The sequence below is a fragment of the Thalassospira lucentensis genome, from assembly GCF_050516545.1.
GTDB classification, from domain to species: Bacteria; Pseudomonadota; Alphaproteobacteria; order Rhodospirillales; family Thalassospiraceae; genus Thalassospira; species Thalassospira lucentensis_C.
This window is the reverse complement of the sequence record NZ_CP191544.1, coordinates 3,940,423-3,965,971: the sequence shown is the minus strand read 5'-3', so window position 1 is coordinate 3,965,971 and position 25,549 is coordinate 3,940,423. Positions and strand designations below refer to the sequence as shown.

At 53.2% G+C, this 25,549-nt stretch carries 21 protein-coding genes and 1 tRNA gene; 12 read left to right on the top strand and 10 right to left on the bottom strand.

Translation table 11 applies throughout. From position 1 onward, the window contains the following. The first annotated feature begins 94 nt into the window (after positions 1 to 94). From ACQ0MK_RS18225 to ACQ0MK_RS18205, 5 genes are all read left to right on the top strand, one after another. Positions 95 to 1,063, top strand: coding sequence for a DNA-binding response regulator (locus ACQ0MK_RS18225; protein ID WP_430473804.1), 969 nt, complete (start codon positions 95 to 97; stop codon positions 1,061 to 1,063). A 240-nt stretch (positions 1,064 to 1,303) separates the two neighbouring features. Then, positions 1,304 to 1,921: a sugar transferase gene (locus ACQ0MK_RS18220; protein WP_430473803.1), complete on the top strand. Its 618-nt coding sequence runs from the start codon at positions 1,304 to 1,306 to the stop codon at positions 1,919 to 1,921. 20 nt (positions 1,922 to 1,941) lie between these two features. Next, positions 1,942 to 3,186: an outer membrane beta-barrel protein gene (locus ACQ0MK_RS18215; protein ID WP_430473802.1), complete on the top strand. Its 1,245-nt coding sequence runs from the start codon at positions 1,942 to 1,944 to the stop codon at positions 3,184 to 3,186. Then, the gene (locus ACQ0MK_RS18210) at positions 3,187 to 3,753 is read left to right on the top strand and encodes a polysaccharide biosynthesis/export family protein (protein WP_430473801.1); all 567 of its coding nucleotides are present in this window, start codon (positions 3,187 to 3,189) and stop codon (positions 3,751 to 3,753) included. A gap of 133 nt (positions 3,754 to 3,886) precedes the next feature. Then, positions 3,887 to 5,554, top strand: a complete 1,668-nt coding sequence (locus ACQ0MK_RS18205; protein WP_430473800.1) for a thiamine pyrophosphate-binding protein — start codon at positions 3,887 to 3,889, stop codon at positions 5,552 to 5,554. A gap of 26 nt (positions 5,555 to 5,580) precedes the next feature. Here ACQ0MK_RS18205 and ACQ0MK_RS18200 read toward each other — a convergent pair whose 3' ends face one another. The 5 genes from ACQ0MK_RS18200 to ACQ0MK_RS18180 form a co-directional block, all read right to left on the bottom strand. Then, positions 5,581 to 6,228, bottom strand: a complete 648-nt coding sequence (locus ACQ0MK_RS18200) for a 5'-methylthioadenosine/S-adenosylhomocysteine nucleosidase (RefSeq protein WP_430473799.1) — start codon at positions 6,226 to 6,228, stop codon at positions 5,581 to 5,583. A 104-nt stretch (positions 6,229 to 6,332) separates the two neighbouring features. Then, positions 6,333 to 6,409: transfer RNA gene (locus tag ACQ0MK_RS18195), tRNA-Arg, on the bottom strand. A gap of 173 nt (positions 6,410 to 6,582) precedes the next feature. Further along, positions 6,583 to 8,319 (bottom strand): adenylate/guanylate cyclase domain-containing protein, encoded by a 1,737-nt coding sequence (locus ACQ0MK_RS18190; protein WP_350041167.1) that lies wholly within the window; start codon positions 8,317 to 8,319, stop codon positions 6,583 to 6,585. A 140-nt stretch (positions 8,320 to 8,459) separates the two neighbouring features. Then, on the bottom strand, positions 8,460 to 9,470 hold the full coding sequence (locus ACQ0MK_RS18185) for a lysophospholipase (protein ID WP_430473798.1): 1,011 nt from the start codon (positions 9,468 to 9,470) through the stop codon (positions 8,460 to 8,462). A gap of 118 nt (positions 9,471 to 9,588) precedes the next feature. Beyond that, positions 9,589 to 10,551, bottom strand: a complete 963-nt coding sequence (locus tag ACQ0MK_RS18180; RefSeq protein ID WP_350044991.1) for an ABC transporter ATP-binding protein — start codon at positions 10,549 to 10,551, stop codon at positions 9,589 to 9,591. A 195-nt stretch (positions 10,552 to 10,746) separates the two neighbouring features. Here ACQ0MK_RS18180 and ACQ0MK_RS18175 point away from each other — a divergent pair, with 195 nt between their 5' ends. The 5 genes from ACQ0MK_RS18175 (at position 10,747) to ACQ0MK_RS18155 (ending at position 15,417) form a co-directional block, all read left to right on the top strand. Then, complete coding sequence (locus ACQ0MK_RS18175; RefSeq protein WP_350041164.1) at positions 10,747 to 10,926, top strand: zinc-finger domain-containing protein; 180 nt, start codon at positions 10,747 to 10,749, stop codon at positions 10,924 to 10,926. Positions 10,927 to 11,062: 136 nt separating this feature from the next. Beyond that, positions 11,063 to 12,286: a tryptophan synthase subunit beta gene (trpB, locus tag ACQ0MK_RS18170; RefSeq protein WP_430473797.1), complete on the top strand. Its 1,224-nt coding sequence runs from the start codon at positions 11,063 to 11,065 to the stop codon at positions 12,284 to 12,286. After that, entirely contained in the window at positions 12,283 to 13,131 is an 849-nt protein-coding gene (gene trpA, locus ACQ0MK_RS18165; protein WP_430473796.1) for a tryptophan synthase subunit alpha, read from the top strand. The genes trpB and trpA overlap by 4 nt, the downstream gene beginning before the upstream one ends. A 59-nt stretch (positions 13,132 to 13,190) precedes the next feature. Continuing rightward, positions 13,191 to 14,126, top strand: a complete 936-nt coding sequence (accD, locus tag ACQ0MK_RS18160) for an acetyl-CoA carboxylase, carboxyltransferase subunit beta (RefSeq protein ID WP_430473795.1) — start codon at positions 13,191 to 13,193, stop codon at positions 14,124 to 14,126. Position 14,127: 1 nt separating this feature from the next. After that, positions 14,128 to 15,417, top strand: coding sequence for a bifunctional folylpolyglutamate synthase/dihydrofolate synthase (locus ACQ0MK_RS18155; RefSeq protein ID WP_430473794.1), 1,290 nt, complete (start codon positions 14,128 to 14,130; stop codon positions 15,415 to 15,417). On the opposite strand, the gene ACQ0MK_RS18150 is transcribed toward ACQ0MK_RS18155, so the two are convergent. Together ACQ0MK_RS18150 and ACQ0MK_RS18145 are read right to left on the bottom strand one after the other, a co-directional pair. Then, positions 15,418 to 15,984, bottom strand: a complete 567-nt coding sequence (locus tag ACQ0MK_RS18150) for an alpha/beta hydrolase (protein ID WP_430473793.1) — start codon at positions 15,982 to 15,984, stop codon at positions 15,418 to 15,420. 51 nt (positions 15,985 to 16,035) lie between these two features. Next, a complete protein-coding gene (locus ACQ0MK_RS18145; RefSeq protein WP_430473792.1) occupies positions 16,036 to 16,812 on the bottom strand; it encodes a hypothetical protein in 777 nt (258 codons plus the stop codon). 303 nt (positions 16,813 to 17,115) lie between these two features. Here ACQ0MK_RS18145 and polA point away from each other — a divergent pair, with 303 nt between their 5' ends. Together polA and ACQ0MK_RS18135 are read left to right on the top strand one after the other, a co-directional pair. Then, positions 17,116 to 19,962 carry a DNA polymerase I gene (gene polA / locus ACQ0MK_RS18140; protein ID WP_430473791.1) on the top strand — a complete coding sequence of 949 codons (2,847 nt, stop codon included), beginning with the start codon at positions 17,116 to 17,118 and terminating at the stop codon, positions 19,960 to 19,962. Positions 19,963 to 20,209: 247 nt separating this feature from the next. Next, positions 20,210 to 21,061, top strand: coding sequence for a substrate-binding periplasmic protein (locus tag ACQ0MK_RS18135; RefSeq protein ID WP_430473790.1), 852 nt, complete (start codon positions 20,210 to 20,212; stop codon positions 21,059 to 21,061). Positions 21,062 to 21,139: 78 nt separating this feature from the next. Here the strand turns inward: ACQ0MK_RS18135 and dapB are convergent, their stop codons facing one another. From dapB to dnaK, 3 genes are all read right to left on the bottom strand, one after another. Continuing rightward, positions 21,140 to 21,940: a 4-hydroxy-tetrahydrodipicolinate reductase gene (dapB, locus tag ACQ0MK_RS18130; protein ID WP_430473789.1), complete on the bottom strand. Its 801-nt coding sequence runs from the start codon at positions 21,938 to 21,940 to the stop codon at positions 21,140 to 21,142. 132 nt (positions 21,941 to 22,072) lie between these two features. Further along, the gene (gene dnaJ / locus ACQ0MK_RS18125) at positions 22,073 to 23,215 is read right to left on the bottom strand and encodes a molecular chaperone DnaJ (protein WP_430473788.1); all 1,143 of its coding nucleotides are present in this window, start codon (positions 23,213 to 23,215) and stop codon (positions 22,073 to 22,075) included. A 106-nt stretch (positions 23,216 to 23,321) separates the two neighbouring features. Beyond that, complete coding sequence (dnaK, locus tag ACQ0MK_RS18120) at positions 23,322 to 25,238, bottom strand: molecular chaperone DnaK (protein WP_350041153.1); 1,917 nt, start codon at positions 25,236 to 25,238, stop codon at positions 23,322 to 23,324. Positions 25,239 to 25,549: the final 311 nt, after the last annotated feature.

Below are 25,549 nucleotides of genomic sequence, written 5' to 3'. Positions count from 1 at the left end.
GCTGTGGCATACATGCAAGCAAGGCTTTGAAGCATTCGAGAATAGTGTCAGACTACCTTTGTCCGATATCCCCATTTGAGGAGGGCACTTTTTGATGACTGTGGAAAAGTCGATCCGAATTGCCTTTGTCGATGATGACGAACATCTTTTGTCATCCCATCGGCGGAACTTTGGCCGTCTGCGGCCCGAATGGGATGCGGTCTATTTCAATGATCCATTGAAAGCGCGCGATATCATTTCCGAAGACCGCAGCATCAATGCTGCCATCCTTGATATCCATATGCCCGGCATGACCGGGCTGGAACTGGCTGCCGAATTGCGGACCCATCGACATGATCTGATCATTGTCATGTTAACCGGCTATGCCGATCTGCAATCGGCACTTCTGGCCGTCAATGAATTGGGCGTCTTTCGGTTTTATCCAAAGCCAACCACGCTTCAGACCATGCTAGAAGGCATTGAAGGTGAAATTGAAAGCCGGGCGGGTCAAAGCGAAGAAACACTGCCGACCGACTTTCTGGATCTTTTGGAACTCGGTGTCATCGCGGTTGATGACAGCCTTTCAATCTTGCATATGAATGCACAGTCCGCTGAAATCATGCGCCGATCATCCCTTGTGCGGTCGGGCACGCAAGGACGTCTGGTGGTTGATCCGGCACCGGAAGGATTAAACGCATTTTTAAACCCGCCCGCCCATCAGGCCCCGCGTGCGCAGCAAAGTTTCTCGCTTGAACGCGATGAGGAAAAACTGTCGTTTTTGATCCGGCGCGTTCCGAAAAAGGCCGATGGAAAAACGACATTCATGGTGATCCTTGTCGATCCGACACAACAAAAACCACCCGCCATTGATGATTTGATGGATCTGTTTGGCCTGACCCGGTCAGAAGCAAAACTTACCCAGAGACTGGCCGAAGGACTTGCACTGGATCAAGCAGCCGAGCTTGTTGGCATCTCACACAGCACTGCGCGGACCTATCTGAAAACCATCTTTGCCAAGACCGGTGTGAACCGGCAGCCACAATTGATGAAAACGGTGCTTTCAGCGATTCCATCCCTGCGTTAAGCACGTGAAAATCAATAAAAACAGTCCCCTACCCAACCAAATATCAAAATATAAACGCTTGAAAAACATCCAGACTCATCTACCCTGAGTTAATATATTCTTGAATGGGACATTGATGGTGTGGGGGCATCAGGGTTGGTAAGCGCAAAATTCAACGCAAATCTGACATCCGACATTTTCCACCACACCCCTTGTGGGTATCCCCAATTTCATCGCCGCTTAAAATGCCTGTGCGGCCAGATGCTGGCCGGGATCGCGATCATTCTTCTATCCCCGGCAATGCTGATGATTTCTGCTCTGCTGTATGGGTTTGGGTTCAGTCGCCCGATTTTCACCCAACAACGTGTCGGTCAGAACGGGCAGGTTTTCACCATCTTTAAATTCCGCACCCTGCGGGATCAAACCTGTCGACCGGTTTGCGGTTTTCAGTCGCGCTTGGCAAAGGCTTTTACATCCGCGCTTCGTGTCTGTGGATTTGATGAATTACCACAACTTTTCAATATCTTGCGCGGTGAGATGGCGCTGATCGGGCCACGCCCGCATAGCATTGCCGATCATCTCCTGTTTGCCAGCAGCTTGCCGGGCTATGAAGCCCGCCTTAAGGTAAAGCCGGGCATTACCGGCTGGGCCCAAATCTGTGGTTGGCGCGGGCCGGTTCGAACGTTTGAGCATCTCAACGCACGGGTTCGCCATGATCTGGTCTATATCAAGCATGGGAACGCCGCGTTTGACGGGGCAATCGTTATCGCGACCGTGCTGCTTCCAATTTGGTCGGTCATCAAACGGATCAAACTACCTCGCCAAACGGTCCGCGACCTAAAACATAATGCTCGCCAATGTGATGGACGGATCGCGTAATGCAGGGATCGGGCGTATTAATGATCTGCGCGCGCGTTTTTCCTGTTTTGATGTTCTGTGCCGCAAATCTTCTTTGCCCAATCACATCTGCCAATGCGCAAACCCGCCAACAGACCACAAACAACACGATGCCGCCCGTGGATGAAACCGGCATTCGATTGGGGCGTTTTTTGCTTTCGCCAGCCATCACCAGCCGGGCGCAATATGACGACAACATCTTTCTGTCCGAAAACGGGGCAACATCCGATGTAATCACGACCATTGCCCCGCGCCTGACCCTGCAGGGCGATTGGCGGGTGTTTCATCTTCATCTTGCTGCCGGTTCGGAATTGGGGTTTTTCGCCGATTCTAGGGATGACGATTATCAGGATATTGACCTGAAAGCTGCGGCAAGCCTTGATCTGGGGCCCTCATCGATTGAAGGGGCGATTGACTGGAAACAATCCCATAATGCCCGTGGTGGCAATGATGTTCCGACCGGGGCAACCGAACCGGTGATTTATCGCGATGTCATTGGCCAGCTTGGCGGACGCTACGCGACAAATGACCTACGCTATGAAACGTCACTTGCGATCCGACGGCTTGAATTTGATGACAGCATCGCCCTTGATGGATCGGCGATCAGAAATGATGATCGCAATCGCATCGAAAGCCGCGAAACAGTGCGCGCCCTTCTTCCCCTTGATCTTGGGCGCGAAGCCTATGGCGAGATAACCTTAAACCAGCGCCAATATGACCGGGTGCCCGACGATACCGGGCTTATCCGCGATTCTAGCGGTTTTCAGGCATTTGGCGGGTTGCGACTTGATCTGACAGACTTGATCAAGGCCGATCTTGCCGCCGGATGGATGAACCAAAGCTACGCCGATCCGGCTTTTGGCAATATCAATGATTACACCCTGCGGGCCGATATTGACTGGTCTGTCACCCGCCTGACCGATCTTACATTTAGCACATCGCGTGCGGTGCGTGAAACCACTGTGACGGGTGCCAGTGGTATTCTTGCATTTGATATCGGGGCAGGCATATCGCACGAATTGCGCCGCTGGCTTCAACTTGGTGCGCGTGCGCATTACAGCGACGAAGAATTCCGCCAAACCACGCGACGTGACCGCACAAGTCGCATCGGCCTAAACATGGCCTATCAATTAAATCGCTATGCGCAGATTAATGGTGCAATCAATCACGACCTGCGCCTGTCTAACAGCGACGGCAACGATTATCGCCGTTTTCAAACCCGGATCAGCCTCAAGCTGGAGATGTAAATGACCTTCGCCAGCCCAAAACCATATAACCGTTCCAACCACTTGTTGGGCGCAACCTTGGCAGTCCTTTTCGTCCTTGTGGTCTGGCCGGGAAATCTGATCGCCCAAACCATCTATGCGATTGATAGCGGCGATACAGTGCGGGTAACGGTGTTTGGCGAACCTGATTTATCAGGTGAATTTAACGTTGATGTGCAAGGCCGCCTTAACCTTGCCCTGATCGGACCGATATTGGTGCGCAACCTGACCACGGATCAAGCCCGTGCCGTCATTCATGATGCTTATTTGGATGGGTATTTGCGCCATCCCGATATTGCGGTCGAGATTATTGCATTTCGTCCGTTCTTCATTCTGGGCGAGGTCAATCAGCCCGGCTCCTATAAATACGTGCCCGGCATGAATGTTTTAAATGCCATTGCCGTTGGCGGGGGCATCACCTATCGCGGCGATGAAGACGATATCGAAATCCTGCGCGGCAATGATAGTAACCGTGTCTCTCTTCCCGCCACCCTTGCCACCATCGTTATGCCTGGTGACATCGTGCGGATTGCCGAACGGTATTTCTAAGTCACTGCGAAGTGAATCTTTACCTTCGCCCCTGATCCGTGATGAAATCAGGTTTGCGCATCCAGCGCGCCAACAACAACAATAATAAACACAACCTGCCCCACCAATTTGCCCCAAAGGGAGTTCTTCACACATGTCCGGGAAACCCCAAATGCGCCACGGCGGTCGTATTCTGGTTGATCAACTGGCCCTGCACGGGGCGGAACGCGTCTTTCTTGTGCCCGGCGAAAGCTATCTTGCGGTGCTTGATGGCCTTGTTGATCACCCTGATATCGAGCCGATCATTTGCCGTCAGGAAGGCGGGGCCGCGATCATGGCCGAGGCCTATGGCAAGCTGACCAACAAGCCCGGCATTTGCATGGTGACCCGTGGTCCCGGTGCGACCAATGCGTCGGCGGGTGTGCATGTCGCCCATCAGGACAGCACACCGATGATCCTGCTTGTCGGGCAGATCGGCCGGGACATGGTCGACCGCGAAGCCTTTCAGGAAGTCGATTACCGCAAGATGTTCGAACCCTTATGCAAATGGGTCGGGCAGATTGATGATATCAACCGCATCCCGGAATATCTTAGCCACGCCTATCACATCGCAACATCGGGCCGTCCGGGCCCTGTGGTTCTGGCCCTTCCCGAAGACATGCTGTCTTCACGTGCCGAGATGCCCGATGGCAAACCCTATGTCCCGATAGAAGCCAAAACAGCCTCCGAAGACGTTTCAAAGTTCCGCGATGCCCTAAGCAAATCCAAACAACCGATCATGATCGTTGGCGGCGGTGGGTGGACACGCGAAACCACTGAAAACCTTAAATCGTTTGCCATCCGAAACAATGTCGCAGTCGCGACCAGTTTCCGCTGTCAGGACTATATCCCCAACAGCCACAGCCACTTTATCGGCGATGTCGGCATCGGGATAAATCCGACCTTGGCGACATATATTCGCGACAGCGATCTGGTGATATTGGTTGGGTCGCGCATGGGTGAAATGACCAGCAGCGGCTATAGCCTGCTGGATATTCCCTGCCCGGCGCAAAAACTGATCCATGTTTATAGCGGACCGGATGAATTGGGCCGGGTTTATCGCCCCGATATTGCAATTAACGCATCCCAGCGATCCTTCATCCGCGCCATTGCCATGATGGAACCCGTCGATGGCAGTGCCCGCGAAGACGCCATTGAAACCGCCCACGCGTCCTATCTGACATTCTCGACCCCGGTTGAGACACCCGGTGATGTGAAAATGGCGCATGTGATTGCCGAACTTCGTCAAAAGCTGCCCGATAATGCGATTGTCACCAATGGGGCTGGCAATTATGCCGCCTTCTTGCATCGTTTCTTCCGCTATCGCGACTATCGCACCGAACTGGCCCCAACATCGGGATCGATGGGATATGGCTTGCCCGCTTCGGTTTCGGCCAAGCTTGCCCACCCGGACCGTCCGGTGGTCTGCCTTGCCGGTGATGGATGCTTTTTAATGCATGGGCAGGAATTTGCCACCGCCGTTCAATACGGGGCGAACATCATAACCATCGTGGTCAATAACGGCATGTTTGGCACCATCCGCATGCATCAGGAACGCAATTATCCCGGCCGCGTATCGGGCACCGAAATCCAGAACCCGGATTTCGCCGCCTATGCCGTTGCCTTTGGTGGATACGGTGAAACCGTCACCAAGACCGAGGATTTCGGCCCGGCGTTTGAGCGCGCAGTGGCCTCAAACAAACCGGCCATCCTTGAAATTCAGGTTGACCCACAGGCCCTGACCCCGATCAAAACCCTTGATCAAATCCGGGCGGGAAGCTGATTATTTCGGAAATGTAATAAAGGAGATCAGCCTTTCGAAAGGCTGATCTCGCCGCTTTCAAGACCGGCTTTAAGCGCATCAACCGCCTCGGCCAGTTTTTCGTCAATGACGTGCAAATATGCCGTCCAGTCTGACAGCTTGGAAAGCTCTTCCTTGCCATCGGAAATGCCGCGAAGCCCGATGAGCGGCACATCAAACTTGTGACAGACCCGCAAGATGGCAAAACTTTCCATATCGACCATATCGGCATCAATGACGTCATAAGCCGCCCCGGAAACCACATTGGCCCCGGTCGACAGGCGCGCTTCGCGAATGCCCGGAATGCGCAATGCCATTTCGATCTCGGCAGGCAAATCAACAAACGGCGTGCAACCCTTCTCGAACCCCAGAACGGACGCATCCATGTCGCGGTAGGAAACTGATATCGCCTGATAAACCTCGGCCTGCTCCAGCGTGCGCGACCCGGCAGACCCCAAGGTCACGACAAGATCGGGCAAATCATCAGACAATTTCAATTCGGTCAAAGCAGCCGTCAGATTAATCGCAGCCTCCACCGGCCCAACACCAATCATCAAAGGCGTAAACCGCTTTTTGAGGAAATCCCCATATTCCGCCGGTGCCGCCATGGAAAACAGCACGTTGTGGCCTGCAAGATTGTGGAGATAGCCGCGCATGATGTTCTTTCCCGTTCCCAGCTTTAAAGACGGGGCAGAATAACCGCAGTCGCGCAAAATGGCAGCCCCAAAAGGACCAACGCGAACATAAACTAAGGGGAAAGTGGTGCACCCGACTGGATTCGAACCAGTGGCCTTTGCCTTCGGAGGGCAACGCTCTATCCAGCTGAGCTACGGGTGCGCAATATGTGGGGCCATGACTGGATCAAGTGGCCCGAGCGGTTTGGGTGATACAGGTTTTATCCCGGTCGGGCAAGGGTTTTTGAGCCCCCCGCCACAGGTTCTATTCACCTTGAACTGTCACAAACAATAGAGCCCGACGGTTAAGCAATTCTTGTCAGGCTGTATCGGTAATCAGCTTTCAACATCGCGGCGTTCATAGGGATCGCGCACCACCCACGTGCCGTTCCATTCGCGGTCCTGTTCGCGACGTTCAAGCCGTTCCATCCGGTTCATCATCAGCTGGGCGGCAAAGTCGCTATCGTCAAATTCGATCACTTCTTCAAAAAACGGACGGGCATTGTCAAACGCACCTTCGCGGTAATGGGACATCGCGGTTTCATATTTGGTTCGCCAGTTGCGGCGTTCATCGGTCAGTTGCCCGCCCTGAGCAAGAACTTCGTAAAGGAAGACGACCTTTTCCGTGCCAAGAAGCACAACATGGTCAAGATCGCGCATTTCGATCTCGCCCGCGGCCATGTTTGCCGTTTCGTGGGAGGCAAGAATTTGCGTGCCATAGACCCGGTTGGCCTTTTCCAGACGGTTGGCATAGTTCACGCAATCGCCCACCACCGTATAGGCGCGTGATTTGTCCGTTCCGATGGAACCCACAACCACCTCGCCCGTCGCAACACCGACACGGATATCAAGCCCGTGATCGCCGATCAGATCGGCATATTTGGTTTTAAGCGCGTTAAACCGTGCGACCTGTTCAAGGGCCGCCTGACAGGCATGACCGGCATGGGCGTTTTCACCGCAAAATGGTGCGCCCCAAAAACCAATAACCCGATCCCCGATGAAGTTATCAATGATGCCGCTATGATTGGCGATCGGTTCTGTCATCGCGGTCAGATAGTCATTAAGGAAATCAACCAGCTTTTCCGGTGGTGTATGTTCGGCCAACCAGTCAAATCCGGTCAGGTTGACCACACTGACCGTCATCACGCGTTTTTCGGATGTCTCAAGTGCTGTTTCCTGATTAAGCAGATTATTGATCACTTTCGGATCGACATATTTGCCAAACCGTTCGCGCATGCTGAACCGAACGCGCAATTCGCGCGACATCCGGTTAAAGGCATCGGCCAAACGGGCAAAGTCACCCTTACCCTTGAAATCAAGGCTGGTATCAAGCTTGCCGGACTGGATGCTGTTGAGCGCATTGGTGGTTTGACGTACCGCCACCACCACCGCATGGGCCATATAATAGGCCAGCGAAACGCCAATAATCACAGCGACCAGCATCATGATGAATTCGGCCTGGATCAGGAAATCTTCTCTTTTCGAGACATTTTCCACCGTATCGGCCGAATATTTTTCCAGCAGCAAAATCTCGTTGCGCAGATCAAGAACAATGCTGCGATGAAGGCCACGGACAATGTTTTCCTGTCGCTGGGCATCAAGAATATCGCCATCATCAACCCGGCTGAGCAGGCGTTCAACCCCCATTGAAAACTGGGCTGAGACATCGGCGAATTCGCGCATCTTCACATCAAGATCAAGCAAAACCCCCTCTTCGAAATGCCCCGCTGCCTGCGCCCGGCCAAGGGCGGCAAAGGTAAAGGATTTGCGGAAGGCCTGTTCGATCTGGGTTTGTTTGGCATCGATTTCGATTTCAATGCCGTTCAGAAGCGGCGCATGGGAGCCATCATTTTCAACGACCCGCATATAACGATCAAGAAGCGAGATTTGTTCAAGCTGCCGCGCACGTACATCGGAAAGCGAATCCTTAACCGGGGTGACATAGCGCGACACCGCTTCAAGATCGCCATTAATGCCAAGGGACTGGATTACAGAGAACCCGGTGGCCACGACAAGCCACACGACAAAAAACGCCGCGACACCCAGGAACTTCGCCCGAATGGTCCTTAGCATGCCGTTTCCAATCCTCCGATTATATGACGTTGCGTCATGATGTTGGCATATCGGGACGAAATAGCGGTTCGACAACCCGGCTTATGCGCTGCAACTGTTTAAAAATGCTACCTGATCACCGATCAACGGTCAAAAAGCAATCATGATCCGCCACAGGAATAATTTTCTGCTGTGTCGCTTTGTGTGACCCAACGGCGAATATCATCAATCACCGCCGGGCCGTTTAAATCCCGTAACAGCATGTGATATCCGGTTTCATAAAGACACCGGTGATAGCCTGGCAAAGCCAAACCCGCCAATTCAGCATCAAGGGCGGCCACCGCATCGGGGGGAATAACCTGATCCTGCACACCTGAAAGCAACAAGGTACGCACCGTCATGTCAGATGCCCGTTTGTTGGCCAGATCCATCAAATCGGCAACACCGTCCACCAGATCAATCCGGACCGCAGACATCATATAACGATCCCGCGCCAATCGGCGCAGCATATCGATATTGTCTGATGGCCAGATATCCAGTCCCTGTCCGGACAGTGGCAACCACGGCAGACTGTGCGACAGGATCGACAGCGGCGCTGTTTGATACCATGGCATCATATCGCGGTTCCAAACCGCCGGTGCGACCAGAATAACCCCGTCCATCAAATGCGGGCGGGTCGCGGCTGTGACAATCGCCACCGCCCCGCCCATCGAATTGCCCATTAAATAGATCGGCTTGTCCGGGTAACGCGCGCGCAGCAATGCCAAGGCATCGCTGGCATCATTGACCATGCTGGCCGCCCCCGCCCAGAACGGGCGGCTTGATGTCCGGCCAAATCCACGCTGATCAAACGCATAAACCGCAATCCCGGTCGGGCCAACCTGATCGCCAAATTCCATAAAGGCATTGGCGTAATCCCCCATCCCGTGCAGGGCAAGGATCACCGCATCGGGCTCCTCAAGATCGCCCCAGCTTTGAAGTGGAAGTTCGCTGCCGTCACTTGCCTGAAAGGCCGTTTCACTTAACACCGTTTGTGCAACCGGTGGTCCGGCAGGGCGTAACGCAGGCGCACAGGCAGACACCATGCCGGCCATCAGGCCAAACAACGAATAGCGCATCACAAAGGTGACAAGGGACTGAGACGACACAAAACACCGGCGCAAAATAAGCATCGACTCCAAAGACAATTAGAATTCAGGATCAATCAGTTAAGACCATAAAGCAAACCCCCGCAACATATTGCGGGGGTTTGAACATAACCATTACGTCGATGGGCGATGGCCAGATAAATCAGGCCGCCTGCCCGGCCCGCAATTTGTTGTTGTCGCGGGTCAGCATCAGGAAGATGTCTTCCAGATCACCTTCTTCGGTCGACAGATCCTTGATCGCCAGACCACAACCATGGATGGCCTCAAGAATTTCGGTCATCTGGGTGTTGCTGGGGCGGTAATGCAGGGCAATCTGGTTTTCAGATTTAAGTTCTGCCCCCCACGGGGCCAATGCATCAGGAACCGCATTCAGTTCGTTATTGACCGTCAGAACCAGTGTTTTGTGATCAATCCGGCGCAGAAGACTGCGTTTATCTTCATGGGCAATGACTTTGCCCTGATTGATAATCGCGATTTCGTCACACAGCTCTTCGGCTTCTTCAAGATAATGCGTGGTCAGAACAATGGTCACACCGGCCGCATTCAATTCTTTGACATAGGCCCAAAGCTGCTGACGCAATTCAATATCGACACCGGCAGTCGGTTCATCAAGAACCAGAACCGGCGGGGTATGAACCATCGCCTTACCAACCAGAAGACGGCGACGCATCCCGCCCGACAGCGATCGGGAATACGAGTCTGCCTTGTCAGCCAGCCCCAAAGCAGCAAGAATCTCGTCCGTGCGGCGTTCGCGTTTGGGCACGCCATAGAGGCCAGCTTGCAATTCCATCACCTGACGCGGGGTGAAAAACGCATCAAGATTTAACTCTTGGGGAACGATCCCGATGGCACTGCGCGCAGAACGCATTTGCGCTTCGATATCATAGCCCCAGATTTTTGCCGTCCCGTCGGTCTTGGTAACAAGACCCGCCAAGATATTGATAAATGTAGATTTTCCAGCACCGTTCGGCCCCAGAAGGGCAAAAAACGAGCCGCGTGGGATTTTCAGTGATACGTTATCAAGGGCAAGTTTTTCGCCATTTGATCCCGTATAGACCTTTGTCAGCCCTTCGACTTCGATGGCATAGTCGGGCATTGCAGTCATATGTCAGTGATCTCCACTCTTTTCCGCGCCGCTCGTTTGCGCTAAGACCATGGAGCGCCATGAGCATGCGGAAGTATTGATTGAATATGCGCAATCGGTATCATTCCCGGGAAACCGGGGTCAATGCTAACCACATCGCGTGGCCAATCCCGATGGTCACACATGCCTTAAACCGGCAAACTTGGAACTGGATATATGAAGATCACCGAAGAAATCAAAGTGGGCACCCTAAATATTGCCTGTGACGGCGGCAAAGGTCACCTTGGCCACCCGACCGTCTACCTCAATCTTGAGGAAAAGGGCGAGGTGGTCTGCCCCTACTGCTCGAAAAAATATATCTTCGACAAATCCCAGGCCGATCACGCAGCCCACTAATCCACTACGCCCGTTTTCGGGTACAGTATAAGCCAGAGGCGGACGGCCAAGGTCGCCCTACTCTGCGCGGGTCAACTTTCTGTCGCCAGCCTATGCTGTCGTGAACGCCATCACGGCCAATCCACGGGGAACTTCCATGACGTCTTCTTCGCCCACGCTGAACAGCTATCGCGCCCTTCCGGATCCGGACGGACATTTTGGTAATTTTGGCGGACGCTTTGTCGCCGAAACCTTGATGCCGCTGATTCTGGAATTGGAACAGGCTTATAAAGACGCCAAAAGTGACCCCGCGTTTAAAAAAGAGATGGATTACTATCTCAAGCATTACGTTGGCCGCGCAAACCCGCTGTATTTTGCCGAACGCCTGACCGAGCATCTCGGTGGTGCAAAGATCTATTTCAAACGCGAAGACCTGAACCACACAGGCGCGCACAAGATCAACAACTGCATCGGCCAGATCCTGTTGGCCAAGCGCATGGGCAAAACCCGCATCATTGCCGAAACCGGTGCTGGTCAGCATGGCGTTGCGACCGCTACGGTCTGCGCACGCTTTGGCCTGCCTTGCACGGTCTATATGGGGGCGAAAGACATCGAACGTCAGTCGCCCAACGTCTTTCGCATGAAGCTTCTGGGTGCCGAAGTCAAACCGGTGGTTTCGGGGTCGCGTTCGTTGAAAGACGCGATGAACGAGGCACTGCGCGACTGGGTTACCAATGTCGAAGACACGTTCTACATCATCGGAACGGCTGCAGGCCCGCATCCTTATCCCGAACTGGTGCGTGATTTCCAGTCCGTGATCGGTATTGAAGCCCGCGAACAGATCCTTGAAGCCGAAGGTCGCCTGCCAGATCAGATTATTGCTGCGGTTGGCGGTGGATCAAATGCCATTGGCCTGTTCCACCCGTTCCTTGATGACAAAGAAGTCGAAGTGGTCGGGGTTGAGGCCGCAGGCCATGGCATCCATACCGGCAAACATGCCGCCAGTCTTTCGGCCGGCAAACCGGGCGTTTTGCATGGCAACCGCACCTATCTTTTGATGGATGATGACGGGCAGATCAAAGAAGCCGACTCGATTTCGGCCGGTCTGGATTATCCCGGCATCGGACCGGAACATAGCTGGTTGAAAGATATCGGGCGTGCACGCTATGAGCCGATTGGTGATAAGGAAGCGCTCGAAGCTTTTAAGATTTGTTCGGAACTTGAAGGCATTATCCCTGCTTTGGAATGCAGCCATTCCATCGCACAGATCATCAAAGAAGCGCCTAAAATGGGCAAGGATAAGATCATCCTTATGTGTCTGAGTGGCCGGGGTGACAAAGACATCTTTACCGTTGCCGAAGCACTGGGAGTAGAATTGTGAGCGAAGCCATCATCGGCGGCCAGGACCGCATCGCCAAACGTTTCGCCAAGCTCAAGGAAGAAGGCCGCGCCGGTCTTGTCACCTTTATCACCGCAGGTGACCCGGACCCGGAAACATCGTTTGAAATCCTGAAACAATTGCCAGAAGCCGGTGCCGATATCATCGAACTTGGCATGCCGTTCACCGATCCGATGGCAGATGGCCCTGCCATTCAGGAAGCATCGAACCGCGCATTGGCCGCGGGCATGCACATGCGCAAGACTCTGTCGCTGGTGCGCGGGTTCCGTGATCAGGACCATGAAACACCAATCATTCTGATGGGCTATTACAACCCGATTTACATCTATGGCGTTGCTGAATTCCTTGAAGATGCGCGCAATGCCGGGGTTGATGGTTTGATTGTTGTCGACCTTCCGCCAGAAGAAGATGACGAGCTATGTGTTCCGACCGTGGAAAAGGGTCTTTCCTTTATCCGTCTGACCGCGCCGACATCCGATGACAAGCGTTTGCCGAAACTTGTTCAGAATACATCCGGCTTTGTTTACTATGTGTCGGTTGCCGGGGTGACCGGTGCCGGTTCGGCAAGCAATGACCAGATTATCGAAGCAATGGCGCGCCTGCGTCGCCACACCGATCTGCCGATTGCGGTCGGGTTTGGCATCAAAAGCGCGGCACAGGCTGCTGACGTTGCCAAACAGGCGGACGCAGCCGTGGTTGGTTCGGCAATTGTATCAAAAATTGCCGAAAGTCTTGACGAAAACGGCAAGGCCACCGATAAGACCGCCTCTATGGTTACCGGCCTTGTCCGCGAACTTGCAAACGGGGTCCGAAACGCACGCAAATAAGCTTGTGCTGCGTTTGTAAAAGAACCGATATAGACAGAACCTAAGGATCAGTATCCGATATGTCGTGGCTGACTGAATTCGTCCGTCCAAAGATTCAAAAACTTGTTCGCCGTACAGATGTGCCCGAAAATCTCTGGCATAAATGTAAATCCTGCGAACAGATGATCTTTCACCGCGATCTGGCAAAGAACAATCATGTTTGCCAGCATTGTGGTCATCACATGCGGATTTCCGCCAAGGACCGTCTTGAGCTCCTGTTTGATGGGGGTAAATACCAAACCATCGAACTGCCGAATGTTCCGGTCGATCCGCTGAAATTCCGTGATCAGAAAAAATATACCGAACGCCTTAAAACGGCACAGGCCAAAGCAACCTATAAGGATGCGCTGGCGGTTGCCCATGGCGAGGTTGGCGGTCACGCCACTGTTATTGCCGTTTTTGACTTCTCCTTTATGGGGGGGTCAATGGGCATCGCAGTTGGCGAAGGCATCGTTGCGGCGGCCGAATTGGCAACCGTACAGGATGCGGCCTTGATCATTGTACCGGCATCGGGCGGTGCGCGTATGCAGGAAGGTATTCTCAGCCTGATGCAGATGGCGCGTACCACGGCCGCGATCGAGAAGGTCAAGGAAAAGGGCCTGCCCTATTTCGTGCTTCTGACCGATCCGACCACGGGCGGTGTTTCGGCATCCTTTGCCATGCTCGGTGACATTCAGGTTGCAGAACCGGGCGCACAGATCGGCTTTGCCGGGCGTCGCGTGATTGAAAGCACCATTCGCGAAAAGCTGCCTGATGACTTCCAGACCGCCGAATACCTGCTTGAGCACGGTATGGTCGATATGGTTGTCTCGCGCAACGAGCTGAATGCGACCTTTGGCCGTTTGATCGACATGATCCGCCGCACCAAACCGGGTGCAAGCGTGGTTCCGATCAAGGATGCCAAAGGCAAAGCTGAGAAGCCTGCGAAACCAAAAAATCTGAGTGCGGATAAGTAACTTGGCGCGCAGCGACGCGATTCTTGCCCGTCTTGGCAAGCTGCACCCCAAAGTTATCGACCTTTCGCTTGGGCGGATTACCCGGCTTTTAGAAAAGCTTGGTAATCCGCACCTTGCCCTGCCGCCGGTCATTCATCTGGCCGGCACCAATGGCAAAGGCTCCACCCAGGCCTATCTGCGCGCCATCTATGAGGCCGCCGGATTACGGGTGCATTGTTCGACATCCCCGCATCTTGTGCGCTTTCATGAACGCATCACCCTTGCCGGTGAGATGATTTCCGAAGACGCCCTATGTGACCTGCTTGAAGAAGTTGAAGCGATCAATGGCAACGAACCCATCACGTTTTTCGAAATCACGCAGGCTTCGGCCTTTCTGGCCTTTGCACGGATTCCAGCCGACGTTTTGATCCTCGAAACCGGGCTTGGCGGGCGTGCTGATGCGTCAAACGTTATTGATCAGCCCGCAGCAACCGTGATTACGCCAATCTCGCTTGATCATCAGGGGTTCCTTGGCGATACAATTGCCAAAATCGCGTTTGAGAAGGCCGGTATCATGAAACCGGGCGTCACAAACATTCTGGCCCCCCAAACGCTTGATGCCTTTAATACGCTGATCACGCATGCCAATACGATCAATGCGCCGATTTTCAATGACTTTGACGTCATTGAGGAACGCGAAGACGGCTTTGTCCTGCGCATTGGCAAAGAAACCATCGATCTTCCCCATCCGGCCCTTCCGGGGCGGCATCAATATGTGAATGCCTCAACCGCAATTGCCGCGGTGAGAAAGGCCAAAATTCCCGGCTGTGACGGCACAGATGTCGATATCCTTGCCCGTGGCCTGCAAAATGCTGCCTGGCCTGCACGGCTCCAAAAGCTAAGCTCAGGGCCACTTTTTGAGGCCCTGCCTGTTGGATGCGATCTGATTTTGGATGGCGGACATAACATAGCCGCCGCCGAAGCCATTTCTGATTGGCTATCGCGCCAAGCGGATGGTGATACGCTTGTCATTATGGGAATGCTTGATAATCGCGATGCCAAGGCGTTTTTGACCCCGCTGGCATCAGGAATAACCGCCCTTGCCGGTGTTCCGATCCCCGGCGAACATCAGGCCCACAAACCTGAAACCCTTCGCGATGCTGCCAAATCATGTGGCATTTCCCCGTCATATGCTTGCGGCGGGTTTGAAATCGCACTGCGCACACTTCTTGCCGGTTGTCCGACACCAAAACGGGTCTTGATCCTGGGGTCGCTGTATCTGGCCGGTCTGGTTCTGGAAAACCATTCCTGATCATTGCATTAGTTTAATCTTCTCTAGCAATGCATCAATATCGCCATAGGCCATCGAATGCCCGGCATCCTCAAGGGTAATGATCGTGCCGCCTAGGAAATGGCCTGCATAAACGTCCAGATGTGCGAATGGAACGATCAAATCATCTCGACTTTGGCAGAAAAACAGGGATTTTTGATCCTGTAACGCCATTACTTCTGCATCAGAGAGGGAAAAATCGCTTACTTCCCAGTCTTCAAGCCCCCAAAACGGTGCCGCGACGATAAAAACAGCCGATAATGAACTGTTTTCACCGAGAATTTGTGGATTTCGTGCCAGATACTGCAGAATTGTCGACCCGCCAAGCGAATGTCCAAGCAATATGCTCCCCGGTCGGGGGTCAGAAAGGGCTTGGCCAATCTCGTCAAGCCACTTGGTGCAATCGGGACGTTCCGGATCGGGCATGTCCGGTGCAATCATTTTGAATTGCCCGACCAATGCCGTTTCAAGACGGCCTAGAAACGGTTTGCTTCCGTTTTGCCCGTCCTGATTTCCCGCACTATGGATGAAAATAAAATCACGGTGCATCAAACTGTTGCCTCCGTTTGTTACTGTAACCCAGATTAAATACGACGCGCTCTAGATTTCAGGAAGGCTTACTTTACCGTTGCCATTCCCGTTACCACCGTTCGCGTCACTACCGTCTGATCGGCGCAGGCGCAGTCTTCCGGGCTGATGCACTTTACGGCGTTCGCCTTTTACGCCAGGTGGTAATCCTTTGCGATCAGCCCGTGTGTCATCGTCGTCATCTGACTTGCCAAAATCGCCGTTCTTGGCGTTATCGCGCTTTACCTTTTGTCCGGTAACCCACGTATATCCAAGGACATATAACAAAAACCCGCCAACCCCGACGGTCAGGGTCAGGAACTGCAAGACCGGGATGAAATCATCGAAAATCTGCCCGCCGCCATAAATCATAAAGATGCAAAGAGCAGCCACCGGCGCAAGTGCGAGGAAGAAGATGCTCCGCACCTTGTGACGGATCGGCTTGTAATGCATCAGCATGGCATAAAACAGATACATCAAGGCGACAAACACGACGAGTTTGATCAGCAGAACAAAGTGATCAACATTGGCAAGTCGTTGGTTGCGTTCATAAATCCCAAAGACCTTGAACAAGCCATGGATAAGCAAGCCAAAACTGCCAAAGGTAAGAACAAAGCGCAGCCATGCGGTGACGCTAAAGAACCTGCGCCATCCTGTGCCGTTGGCTTTTGACCCACCACGGCCTGATTTCTTTTGTTTGCGGTTCCGGCTTGCGAGTTTCATATCATTTGAAATCTCACGTACCGGGCCTGCAGTTTCTATGCCGATGCCTTTTGGGCTAAATTCCGGCTTGCTTGATTTCCGGGCCACGTAACCGGATCTCCCATGTCCCTTGGGATTAAGTTATCAACCCAACATAGCAACCCCCGGGCAGACTGATAAGCACAAACAGATCAACCATCAGAAATCGTCAGAATCCGGTCACTTACACATTTAATTTCGATATCGAAATATATTTCATCTCAGAGCGGGAAGCCATTCTTTTTCCAGACCGTTTTTGTCAGGAGACAGGTTTGGTTTTTGGCCTTTCATCGCAGCCTGTACTCGACTTGTCGGCCTTAATCGGGCATTCTGCCGACCAACATATTCCTCGAACATAAGAGCACGAAACGCATGACAGATTCCGCCCCGTCTACCGCCAAGACGTCCACCGGCAACCCACCGCGCCGCGTCGTACTGGTTGACGGTTCCGGCTTTATTTTCCGCGCTTTTCATGCCCTGCCCCCGATGAGCAGTCCGGATGGCACTCCGGTCAATGCGGTTTATGGTTTCTGCACCATGCTGATGAAGCTGCGCGAAGACACCAAACCCGACCATATGGCGGTCATTTTTGATCCCAAGGGCAAGACCTTCCGCAATGATTTTTATCCGGAATACAAGGCACACCGGCCGCCAGCCCCCGAAGAACTGGTTCCGCAATTCGGGCTGATCCGTGATGCGACCCGTGCGTTTAATCTGCCGTCTATCGAACTTGAAGGATATGAGGCCGACGATCTGATCGCGACCTATGCCCGTCAGGCCGAGGCAGAAGGTTCTGATGTGATTATCGTGTCTTCGGACAAAGATTTGATGCAGCTTGTCACCGATCGGGTGCAAATGTTTGATGCGATGAAGAATCGCACCATCGGGGCTGCCGAAGTCATGGAAAAATTTGGCGTTGCACCGAACAAGGTCATTGATATTCAGGCGCTTGCCGGCGATTCTGTGGATAACGTGCCCGGCGTACCGGGCATCGGAATTAAAACCGCAGCCCAACTTATTGATGAATATGGTGATCTAGATTCTCTACTGGATCGCGCGGGCGAGATCAAACAGCCAAAGCGCCGCGAAAAACTGATCGAGAATGCCGAACTGGCCCGTATTTCCCGGCGCCTGGTCACCTTGAAAACCGATGTTCCAGTGGTTGAACAGATCGACGGTTTCGAGTTGAAAGAACCGGACGCGGAAGTTCTTTTAAGCTTCATCGCAAGTCACGGCTTTAAATCACTGTTATCTAAAGTAAAAGCAAAATTTGGCGGTGACGTTGAATTTGAAATGCCGACCCAACCCGGTGTTGGCGTAAATAAAATCAACGTCGAGAAGGCCGAATATGAACTTGTGCAGGATGAAGAACGTCTAAAGCACTGGATTGAAAAGGCCGAATATGTCGGAACGGTCGCAGTAGATACCGAAACAACATCCCTTGATGCTCATCAGGCCAAACTGGTCGGCATTTCGCTTTCGACCGAGCCGGGTAATGGATGTTACATCCCGCTTGGTCATGGCAAGGTCAATGAAACCAGCGACGCCAAAGGCACCCAAGGTGGCTTTGATTTCGGTGATGCGCCCGAAACACCGGCCAAGGCCGATATTCCCAAACAAATCCCGCTTGAACGCGCGATCGAGTTGATCAAGCCGCTGTTGCAAGATACCGGCGTTCTAAAAATCGGTCAGAACCTGAAATATGATATGATCGTTTTGTCGCGTCATGGCATTGATGTCGCACCGATGGATGACACCATGGTTCTGTCCTATGTCCTTGATGGCACCAGCCACGGGCATGGCATGGACGAACTGGCTGAGTTGCATCTTGATTACAAACCGATAAAGTTTTCAGAGGTTTGTGGATCGGGCAAAACCCAGATCACCTTTGATCAGGTCGCGCTTGATAAGGCGCTTGATTACGCCGCCGAAGATGCCGACATCACCCTTCGCCTGCACCGGTTGCTAAAACCGCGCATCGCACAGGAACATATGGCAAGTGTTTATGAAACGCTTGATCGTCCCTTGGTGCCGGTTCTCGCCAAGATGGAACGACTGGGCGTTAAGGTGGATACAACCATCCTTAAAAACCTGTCGGAAGACTTTGCCAAACGCATGGCGACCTTGGAGAAAACCATTCATGAAATGGCCGGCGAGCCGTTCAATCTTGGCAGCCCCAAACAGCTTGGCGAAATCCTGTTTGATAAAATGAGCCTGCCGGGGGGCAAGAAAACCAAAACCGGCGCATGGCAAACCGGTGCCGACGTGCTTGAAGGTCTGGCTGCCCTTGGCCATGACCTGCCGGTCAAGCTTCTTGAATGGCGCCAACTGTCAAAACTTAAAAGCACTTATACCGATTCTTTGGCAAATCACGTTAACCCGTTGACCGGACGCGTTCATACCAGTTATGGCCAAACCAACGTTAATACCGGTCGATTGTCGTCAAACGATCCCAACCTGCAAAACATCCCGATCCGAAGCGAAGAAGGCCGTAAAATCCGTACCGCCTTTGTCGCCGATGCCGGCTGCAAACTGATTTCTGCCGACTATTCGCAAATTGAACTGCGTCTTTTGGCCCATGTTGCCGAAATTGATGCCTTGCGCACCGCCTTTAAAAACGGCGAGGACATTCACGCCGCAACCGCATCCAAGGTATTTGGCGTCCCGATCGAAGGCATGGACCCGATGGTTCGGCGCAAAGCCAAGGCGATTAACTTTGGCATCATTTATGGCATTTCGGCCTTTGGCCTCGCCAATCAGCTGGGCATTCCGCAAAAAGAAGCCAAGGCATTTATCGAAGCCTATTTCGAAATTTATCCGGGCATTCGCGATTACATGGATCAGGCAAAGGAATTTGCCAAAAAGCATGGCCATGTCCGCACCCTGTTTGGCCGGAACATCCATATCAACGGCATCAATGATAAAAACGGCATGCGCAGAAGCTTTGGCGAGCGTGCAGCGATCAACGCCCCGATTCAGGGCGGTGCTGCCGATATCATCAAACGTGCGATGATTGCGGTTCCGGGGGCCTTGGTCAATGCCGGGCTTAAAACCCGTATGCTGTTGCAGGTCCACGATGAATTGATCTTTGAAGCCCCGGAAGACGAAGCAGAAAAAGCCATCAAAATCATCCGCGATGTGATGGAAAACGCTGCCCATCTTTCCGTGCCCCTGATTGTCGATGCCGGCATCGGCGACAGTTGGGCCGACGCGCACTAAATCATCACTCTTCCATCATTTTAAAACCCCGGCATCTGTCAAAATGCCGGGGTTTTTGTTTTGTTGCTTGGCTCTACGCCATAGCTTCGCACCCTTACATTAAATAATTCTCATTAAACATCTGGGATTGCTCAGAAAGCCGATCAATACCCCCATGAATACAATATAAATCTAATGCGGTAGCCTTTCGAACCTTGACCGGAATCACCACCTATGGATAGGTTTCCGGGGAAAGCGGGAGGAAACAATGCACGTTCCGGTGCAACGCCGATCGATCACCCACAAGACTGTATGGGCTGGTATGGTCATGTGTGTTGTGCTGATGATGGCCAGCCCGGCGGCCCGTGCCAATGACCCTTCGAGCCCTGCAAAACCGGTTATTAATCTCGTCACGCTGAACTGGCCGCCCTATACCGGTGCAAATTTGCCGGATGGCGGGCTTTTGTCCCATGTCGTGACCAAAGCCCTTGATCAGGTCGATATCGACCACACAATCGAAGTCTATCCTTGGAAACGCGCACTTTTAGACACCCTGCGTGAAAACGGGTTTGAAGCCATTTTCCCACTTTATGACAACCCTGAACGGCGACGTCAGTTCCTGTTTTCCGAACCAATCGGCACCAGTCCGCTCGGCTTTGTTCATATGCCTTCGACTAACTTTTCTTGGGAAACCCTCACCGACCTCAATGGATATTCCGTCGGCTATGTCACGGGCTATGGCTATGAGTCGCATTTGCGCGCCATGCTCGAAAGCACAAGCATGAATTCCTTTGGCATGCGCGACGATGAAACCCTTCTGCGCCAGCTTATTACCGGCCATGTGGAAGTGGCCGTGATCGATCACAATGTTGCCCGCTATCTTCTTCGCAACAACCCCGGTTTGCGCGATGCGGAAAACCGTGTCATCTACAACCCGCATCTGGTGATCGAACAAACAATCCATGTCGGATTTCCGCCCTCGTCACAGGGCTTTCGGCACCGTAACGCCTTTAACAAAGGGCTTGGGCAGCTAAGCTGCATTCCCCCCGAATGCCTCCCCGATGCGGTTGCCAACATATTGCCTTCTGATACCCCACCCGAAATCCTCGACAGCCAATAAAAACACCGACCCGATATCCCGGGCCGGTGTGGATCTTGTTCCATTTTAAGTCCGCGACGGACAGGCGCGATATCGGGCCTAAATCCCCAAGACTTCCCGCATGGAATAAAGACCGGGTGCTTTGCCCTCGGCCCATTTCGCCGCCCGTACAGCGCCCTTGGCAAAGACTTCGCGTGACGATGCCTTATGGGTGATTTCGATGCGCTCCCCCTCGCAGGCAAAGACAACCGTGTGATCCCCGACAACATCACCACCGCGCAGGGTCGCAAAGCCGATTGCGCCCTCTTCACGCGCACCTGTATGGCCATCGCGTGATCGTACTGCCACATCATCAAGCGCAACCCCACGCCCCTTGGCAGCGGCTTCACCAAGGCCAAGGGCGGTGCCAGACGGGGCATCGACCTTGTGCTTATGGTGCATTTCAACGATTTCGATATCCGCCACATCTTTATCAAGGATGCTTGCGACCTTTTCGACCAGCGCAAAGGCCAAGTTCACGCCGACACTCATATTCGGGGCGAAAATGATCGGTGCTTTTTTCGCTGCAACCACCAATTCGTCTTTCTGATCGTTCGAAAGTCCGGTGGTGCCAATCACAAGGATTGTACCGGTTTCGGCTGCCAGTTTCGCATGTTTCATGGTCGCGGCCGGTGCCGTGAAATCAATCACGGCATCAACGGTTTCAAACAGCGTGCGGGCATCGTCCCCGACCAGAACACCGCTTTCTTCCAGACCGGCAATCAGGGTAACGTCCTTGCCAATGAACGGGCTGCCGGGAAGGTCCGTACCACCGCCAACATCACATCCCTTGGTCCTGGCAATTTCATTGACCAACATCCGACCCATACGGCCAGCACATCCAACAATCCCGATTTTCATGTCCGGTATCCTCTGGGCAAGTAATTTCAAACCTGTGTTTGCTTTAACACAAGGCCCCGACAGCGCAAAACAAAACCCCCGACAGACCTGCCGGGGGTTAAGATTTTAAGCCTTTAAAGCATCATCTAATGCCTATTCCGTAAGGTCTTTCCAGATTTCTTTCATCTTGGAAAAGAAGCCTTCGCTTTCCGGGCTTGATCCTTCTGCGCGCGAAATCTCGTCGAATTCTTCAAGCAGTTCTTTCTGACGGTCTGTCAGATTGACCGGCGTTTCAACGCTGATTTCAACGAACATGTCACCACGTGCCTGGGATCGCAGGATCGTCATGCCCTTGGCCCGCAGGCGGAGCTGCTGACCCGACTGGGTCCCCGAAGGAATGTTGATCCGGGTGCGCGTGCCTTCAATTGTCGGAACTTCGATCGTGCCGCCAAGGGCTGCTTTGCCCATCGGGATCGGGATCCGGCAATAAAGATTGGCACTTTCACGCTGGAAGAAACGGTGATGGGCAATATCAAGGAAGATATACAAATCCCCCGGAGGTGCACCATTGGTGCCCGCTTCGCCTTCGCCAGACAGACGGATACGCGTGCCATCTTCAACACCGGCAGGAATGGTGACCTGAAGGGTCTTTTCCTTTTCCACACGACCAACACCGTGACAGGATTTGCACGGGTTTTTAATGATCTTGCCTTTGCCGTGACAGCTTGGGCAGGTACGTTCAATGGTAAAGAACCCCTGCTGGGCACGGACCTTGCCGTGACCATTACAGGTCGGGCAATTGACCGGCTGGGAACCTGCTTCAGCACCCGTACCATCACAACTGTCGCAGGAAACGGATCCCGGAATGGTGATTTCGGCTTTTTTGCCTTCAAACGCTTCTTCTAGCGAGATCGCCATATTGTAGCGCAGATCGGCACCGCGCGACGAACCGCCGCCGCCACGTCGGCCACCGCCGCCCATGGCACCAAAAATCTCGTCAAAGACATCGGAAAAACCGCCGCCACCGAAACCGCCGCCGCCAAAGCCGCCACCCCCACCGGGGCCGCCTTGTTCAAAGGCTGCATGGCCAAAACGATCATAGGCTGCACGTTTATCCTCATCCTTGAGGATTTCATACGCTTCGTTGACCTGTTTGAATTTCACTTCGGCTTCTGCATCGCCCGGATTTTTATCCGGGTGAAACTTCATGGCCTGTTTGCGATAAGCGCTTTTTAACTCTGCTGCACTGGCGCCTTTGGCGACACCTAACAGCGCGTAAAAATCTTCTTTCGCCATCTGTAACTCCGAAATACGGTCGGGCCGTTCCCACACTCATGCGCGTCTGGAACGGCCCGATTTTTTTCTTTACAGGGCGTCGTTCAAGACGACCTCTGCGGTCGTCTTACTTGTCTTTTTTGTTGTCATCGACTTCTTCGAAGTCGGCATCAACAACGCCGTCATCAGCCTGTGCTGCGGCATCTGCCTGCTGGGCATCGCCTTCGCCGGCTTCTGCCTGCTGGGCCTGATACATGGCTTCTCCAAGTTTCATCGCCGCCTGCTGCAGCTCGTTGACCTTTGCGGTGATCGCTTCGGCATCTTCACCCTCTTTGGCTTCTTTCAAAGCCGACAGAGCGTTTTCGATTTCCGATTTAGTCGCATCATCAACCTTGTCGCCATGCTCGGTCAGGTTTTTATCGGTCGAGTGAATAACCGCTTCGGCCTGATTACGGGCTTCAACAAGTGCTTTGCGCTGCTTATCAGACTCGGCATTGCTTTCCGCGTCTTTGACCATTTTTTCGATTTCGTCATCGCCAAGACCACCAGATGCCTGAATACGGATCTGCTGTTCCTTGTTGGTCGCCTTGTCTTTGGCCGACACGTTGACGATACCGTTGGCATCAATGTCAAAGGTCACTTCAATCTGCGGAACGCCACGCGGTGCCGGCGGGATACCCACCAGATCAAACTGGCCAAGCATCTTGTTATCCGCTGCCATTTCACGTTCGCCCTGGAAAACGCGGATGGTCACGGCCGTCTGATTGTCTTCAGCGGTCGAGAAAGTCTGCGACTTACGGGTCGGGATCGTGGTGTTGCGGTCGATCAGGCGGGTAAAGACACCACCAAGGGTTTCGATACCAAGCGACAGCGGGGTCACGTCAAGCAGAAGAACGTCTTTGACGTCACCCTGCAAAACACCGCCCTGAATGGCCGCACCAAGTGCAACAACTTCGTCCGGGTTCACACCTTTGTGCGGATCACGGCCAAAGAACTCTTTCACGCGTTCCTGAACTTTTGGCATACGGGTCATGCCGCCAACCAGGATCACGTCATCGATTTCACCTGCGGTAATGCCGGCATCTTTCAATGCTGCTTTACACGGGGTCATGGTGCGTTCGATCAGATCGCCAACAAGACCTTCAAGCTTCGCACGCGAAAGCTTGATGTTCAGGTGTTTCGGGCCGGATGCATCTGCGGTGATGAACGGCAGGTTGACATCGGTCTGCATCGACGAGGAAAGCTCGATCTTGGCTTTCTCGGCGGCTTCTTTCAGACGCTGCAGAGCCAGCCGGTCTTTGCGAAGATCAATCTGCTGTTCTTTTTTGAACTCGTCGGCAAGGTAATCGATGATGTTTTTATCGAAGTCTTCACCACCAAGGAAGGTATCGCCATTGGTCGATTTAACTTCAAATACACCGTCGCCAATTTCAAGAACCGACACGTCAAAAGTACCACCACCAAGGTCATAAACGACCACGGTGCCAGCTTCTTTCTTGTCCAGACCATAGGCCAGAGCAGCCGCAGTCGGTTCGTTGATGATACGTTTGACTTCAAGACCCGCAATCTTGCCGGCATCTTTGGTTGCCTGGCGCTGGGAGTCGTTGAAATATGCCGGAACGGTAATCACGGCTTCGGTTACCGGCTCACCCAGATGGGCTTCGGCGGTTTCTTTCATTTTCTGAAGAACCATGGCTGCGATCTGGCTCGGAGCCATTTTCTCGCCATTGACTTCAACCCATGCATCGCCGTTCTCGCCCGATACGATTTTGTACGGCACCAGATCTTTGTCTTTTTCGACTTCCGGGTCACCGTAGCGACGACCGATCAGACGTTTAATGGCAAACAGGGTGTTTTCCGGGTTGGTAACAGCCTGACGTTTCGCCGGCTGACCAACAAGACGCTCACCGTCATCGGTGAATGCGACCATTGATGGTGTCGTACGGGCACCTTCACTGTTTTCAATCACGCGGCCTTCTTTGCCATCCATGACTGCAACACAGGAGTTCGTGGTGCCAAGATCGATACCAATAATTTTGCCCATAGTAAGTTCCTCTTTTAGCGGCCGGTCCGTCCCGCAGCCTCCAAACTGAAGCGCCGCGCAGGACCTCCTGGGACCAATGGTTGTAATACACGTAAATTTTCTGGGGTCTCTTCGTTACCCCGCGCACCTATATATGAAAGTCCCCACAAAGTCGCAAGCGGTCAAAGTGGGGAATCATGGGTGTTTTTGGGTTTCAAACGGTGATTTTTATCCAATGACGGGCAATTTGACCGCTTCTGACATGCCAATCTGGCGAACCGCGCCTGTTTTCAACGCCCAAAATTCAGCTTTTCAAATCTGTCATATCCGGG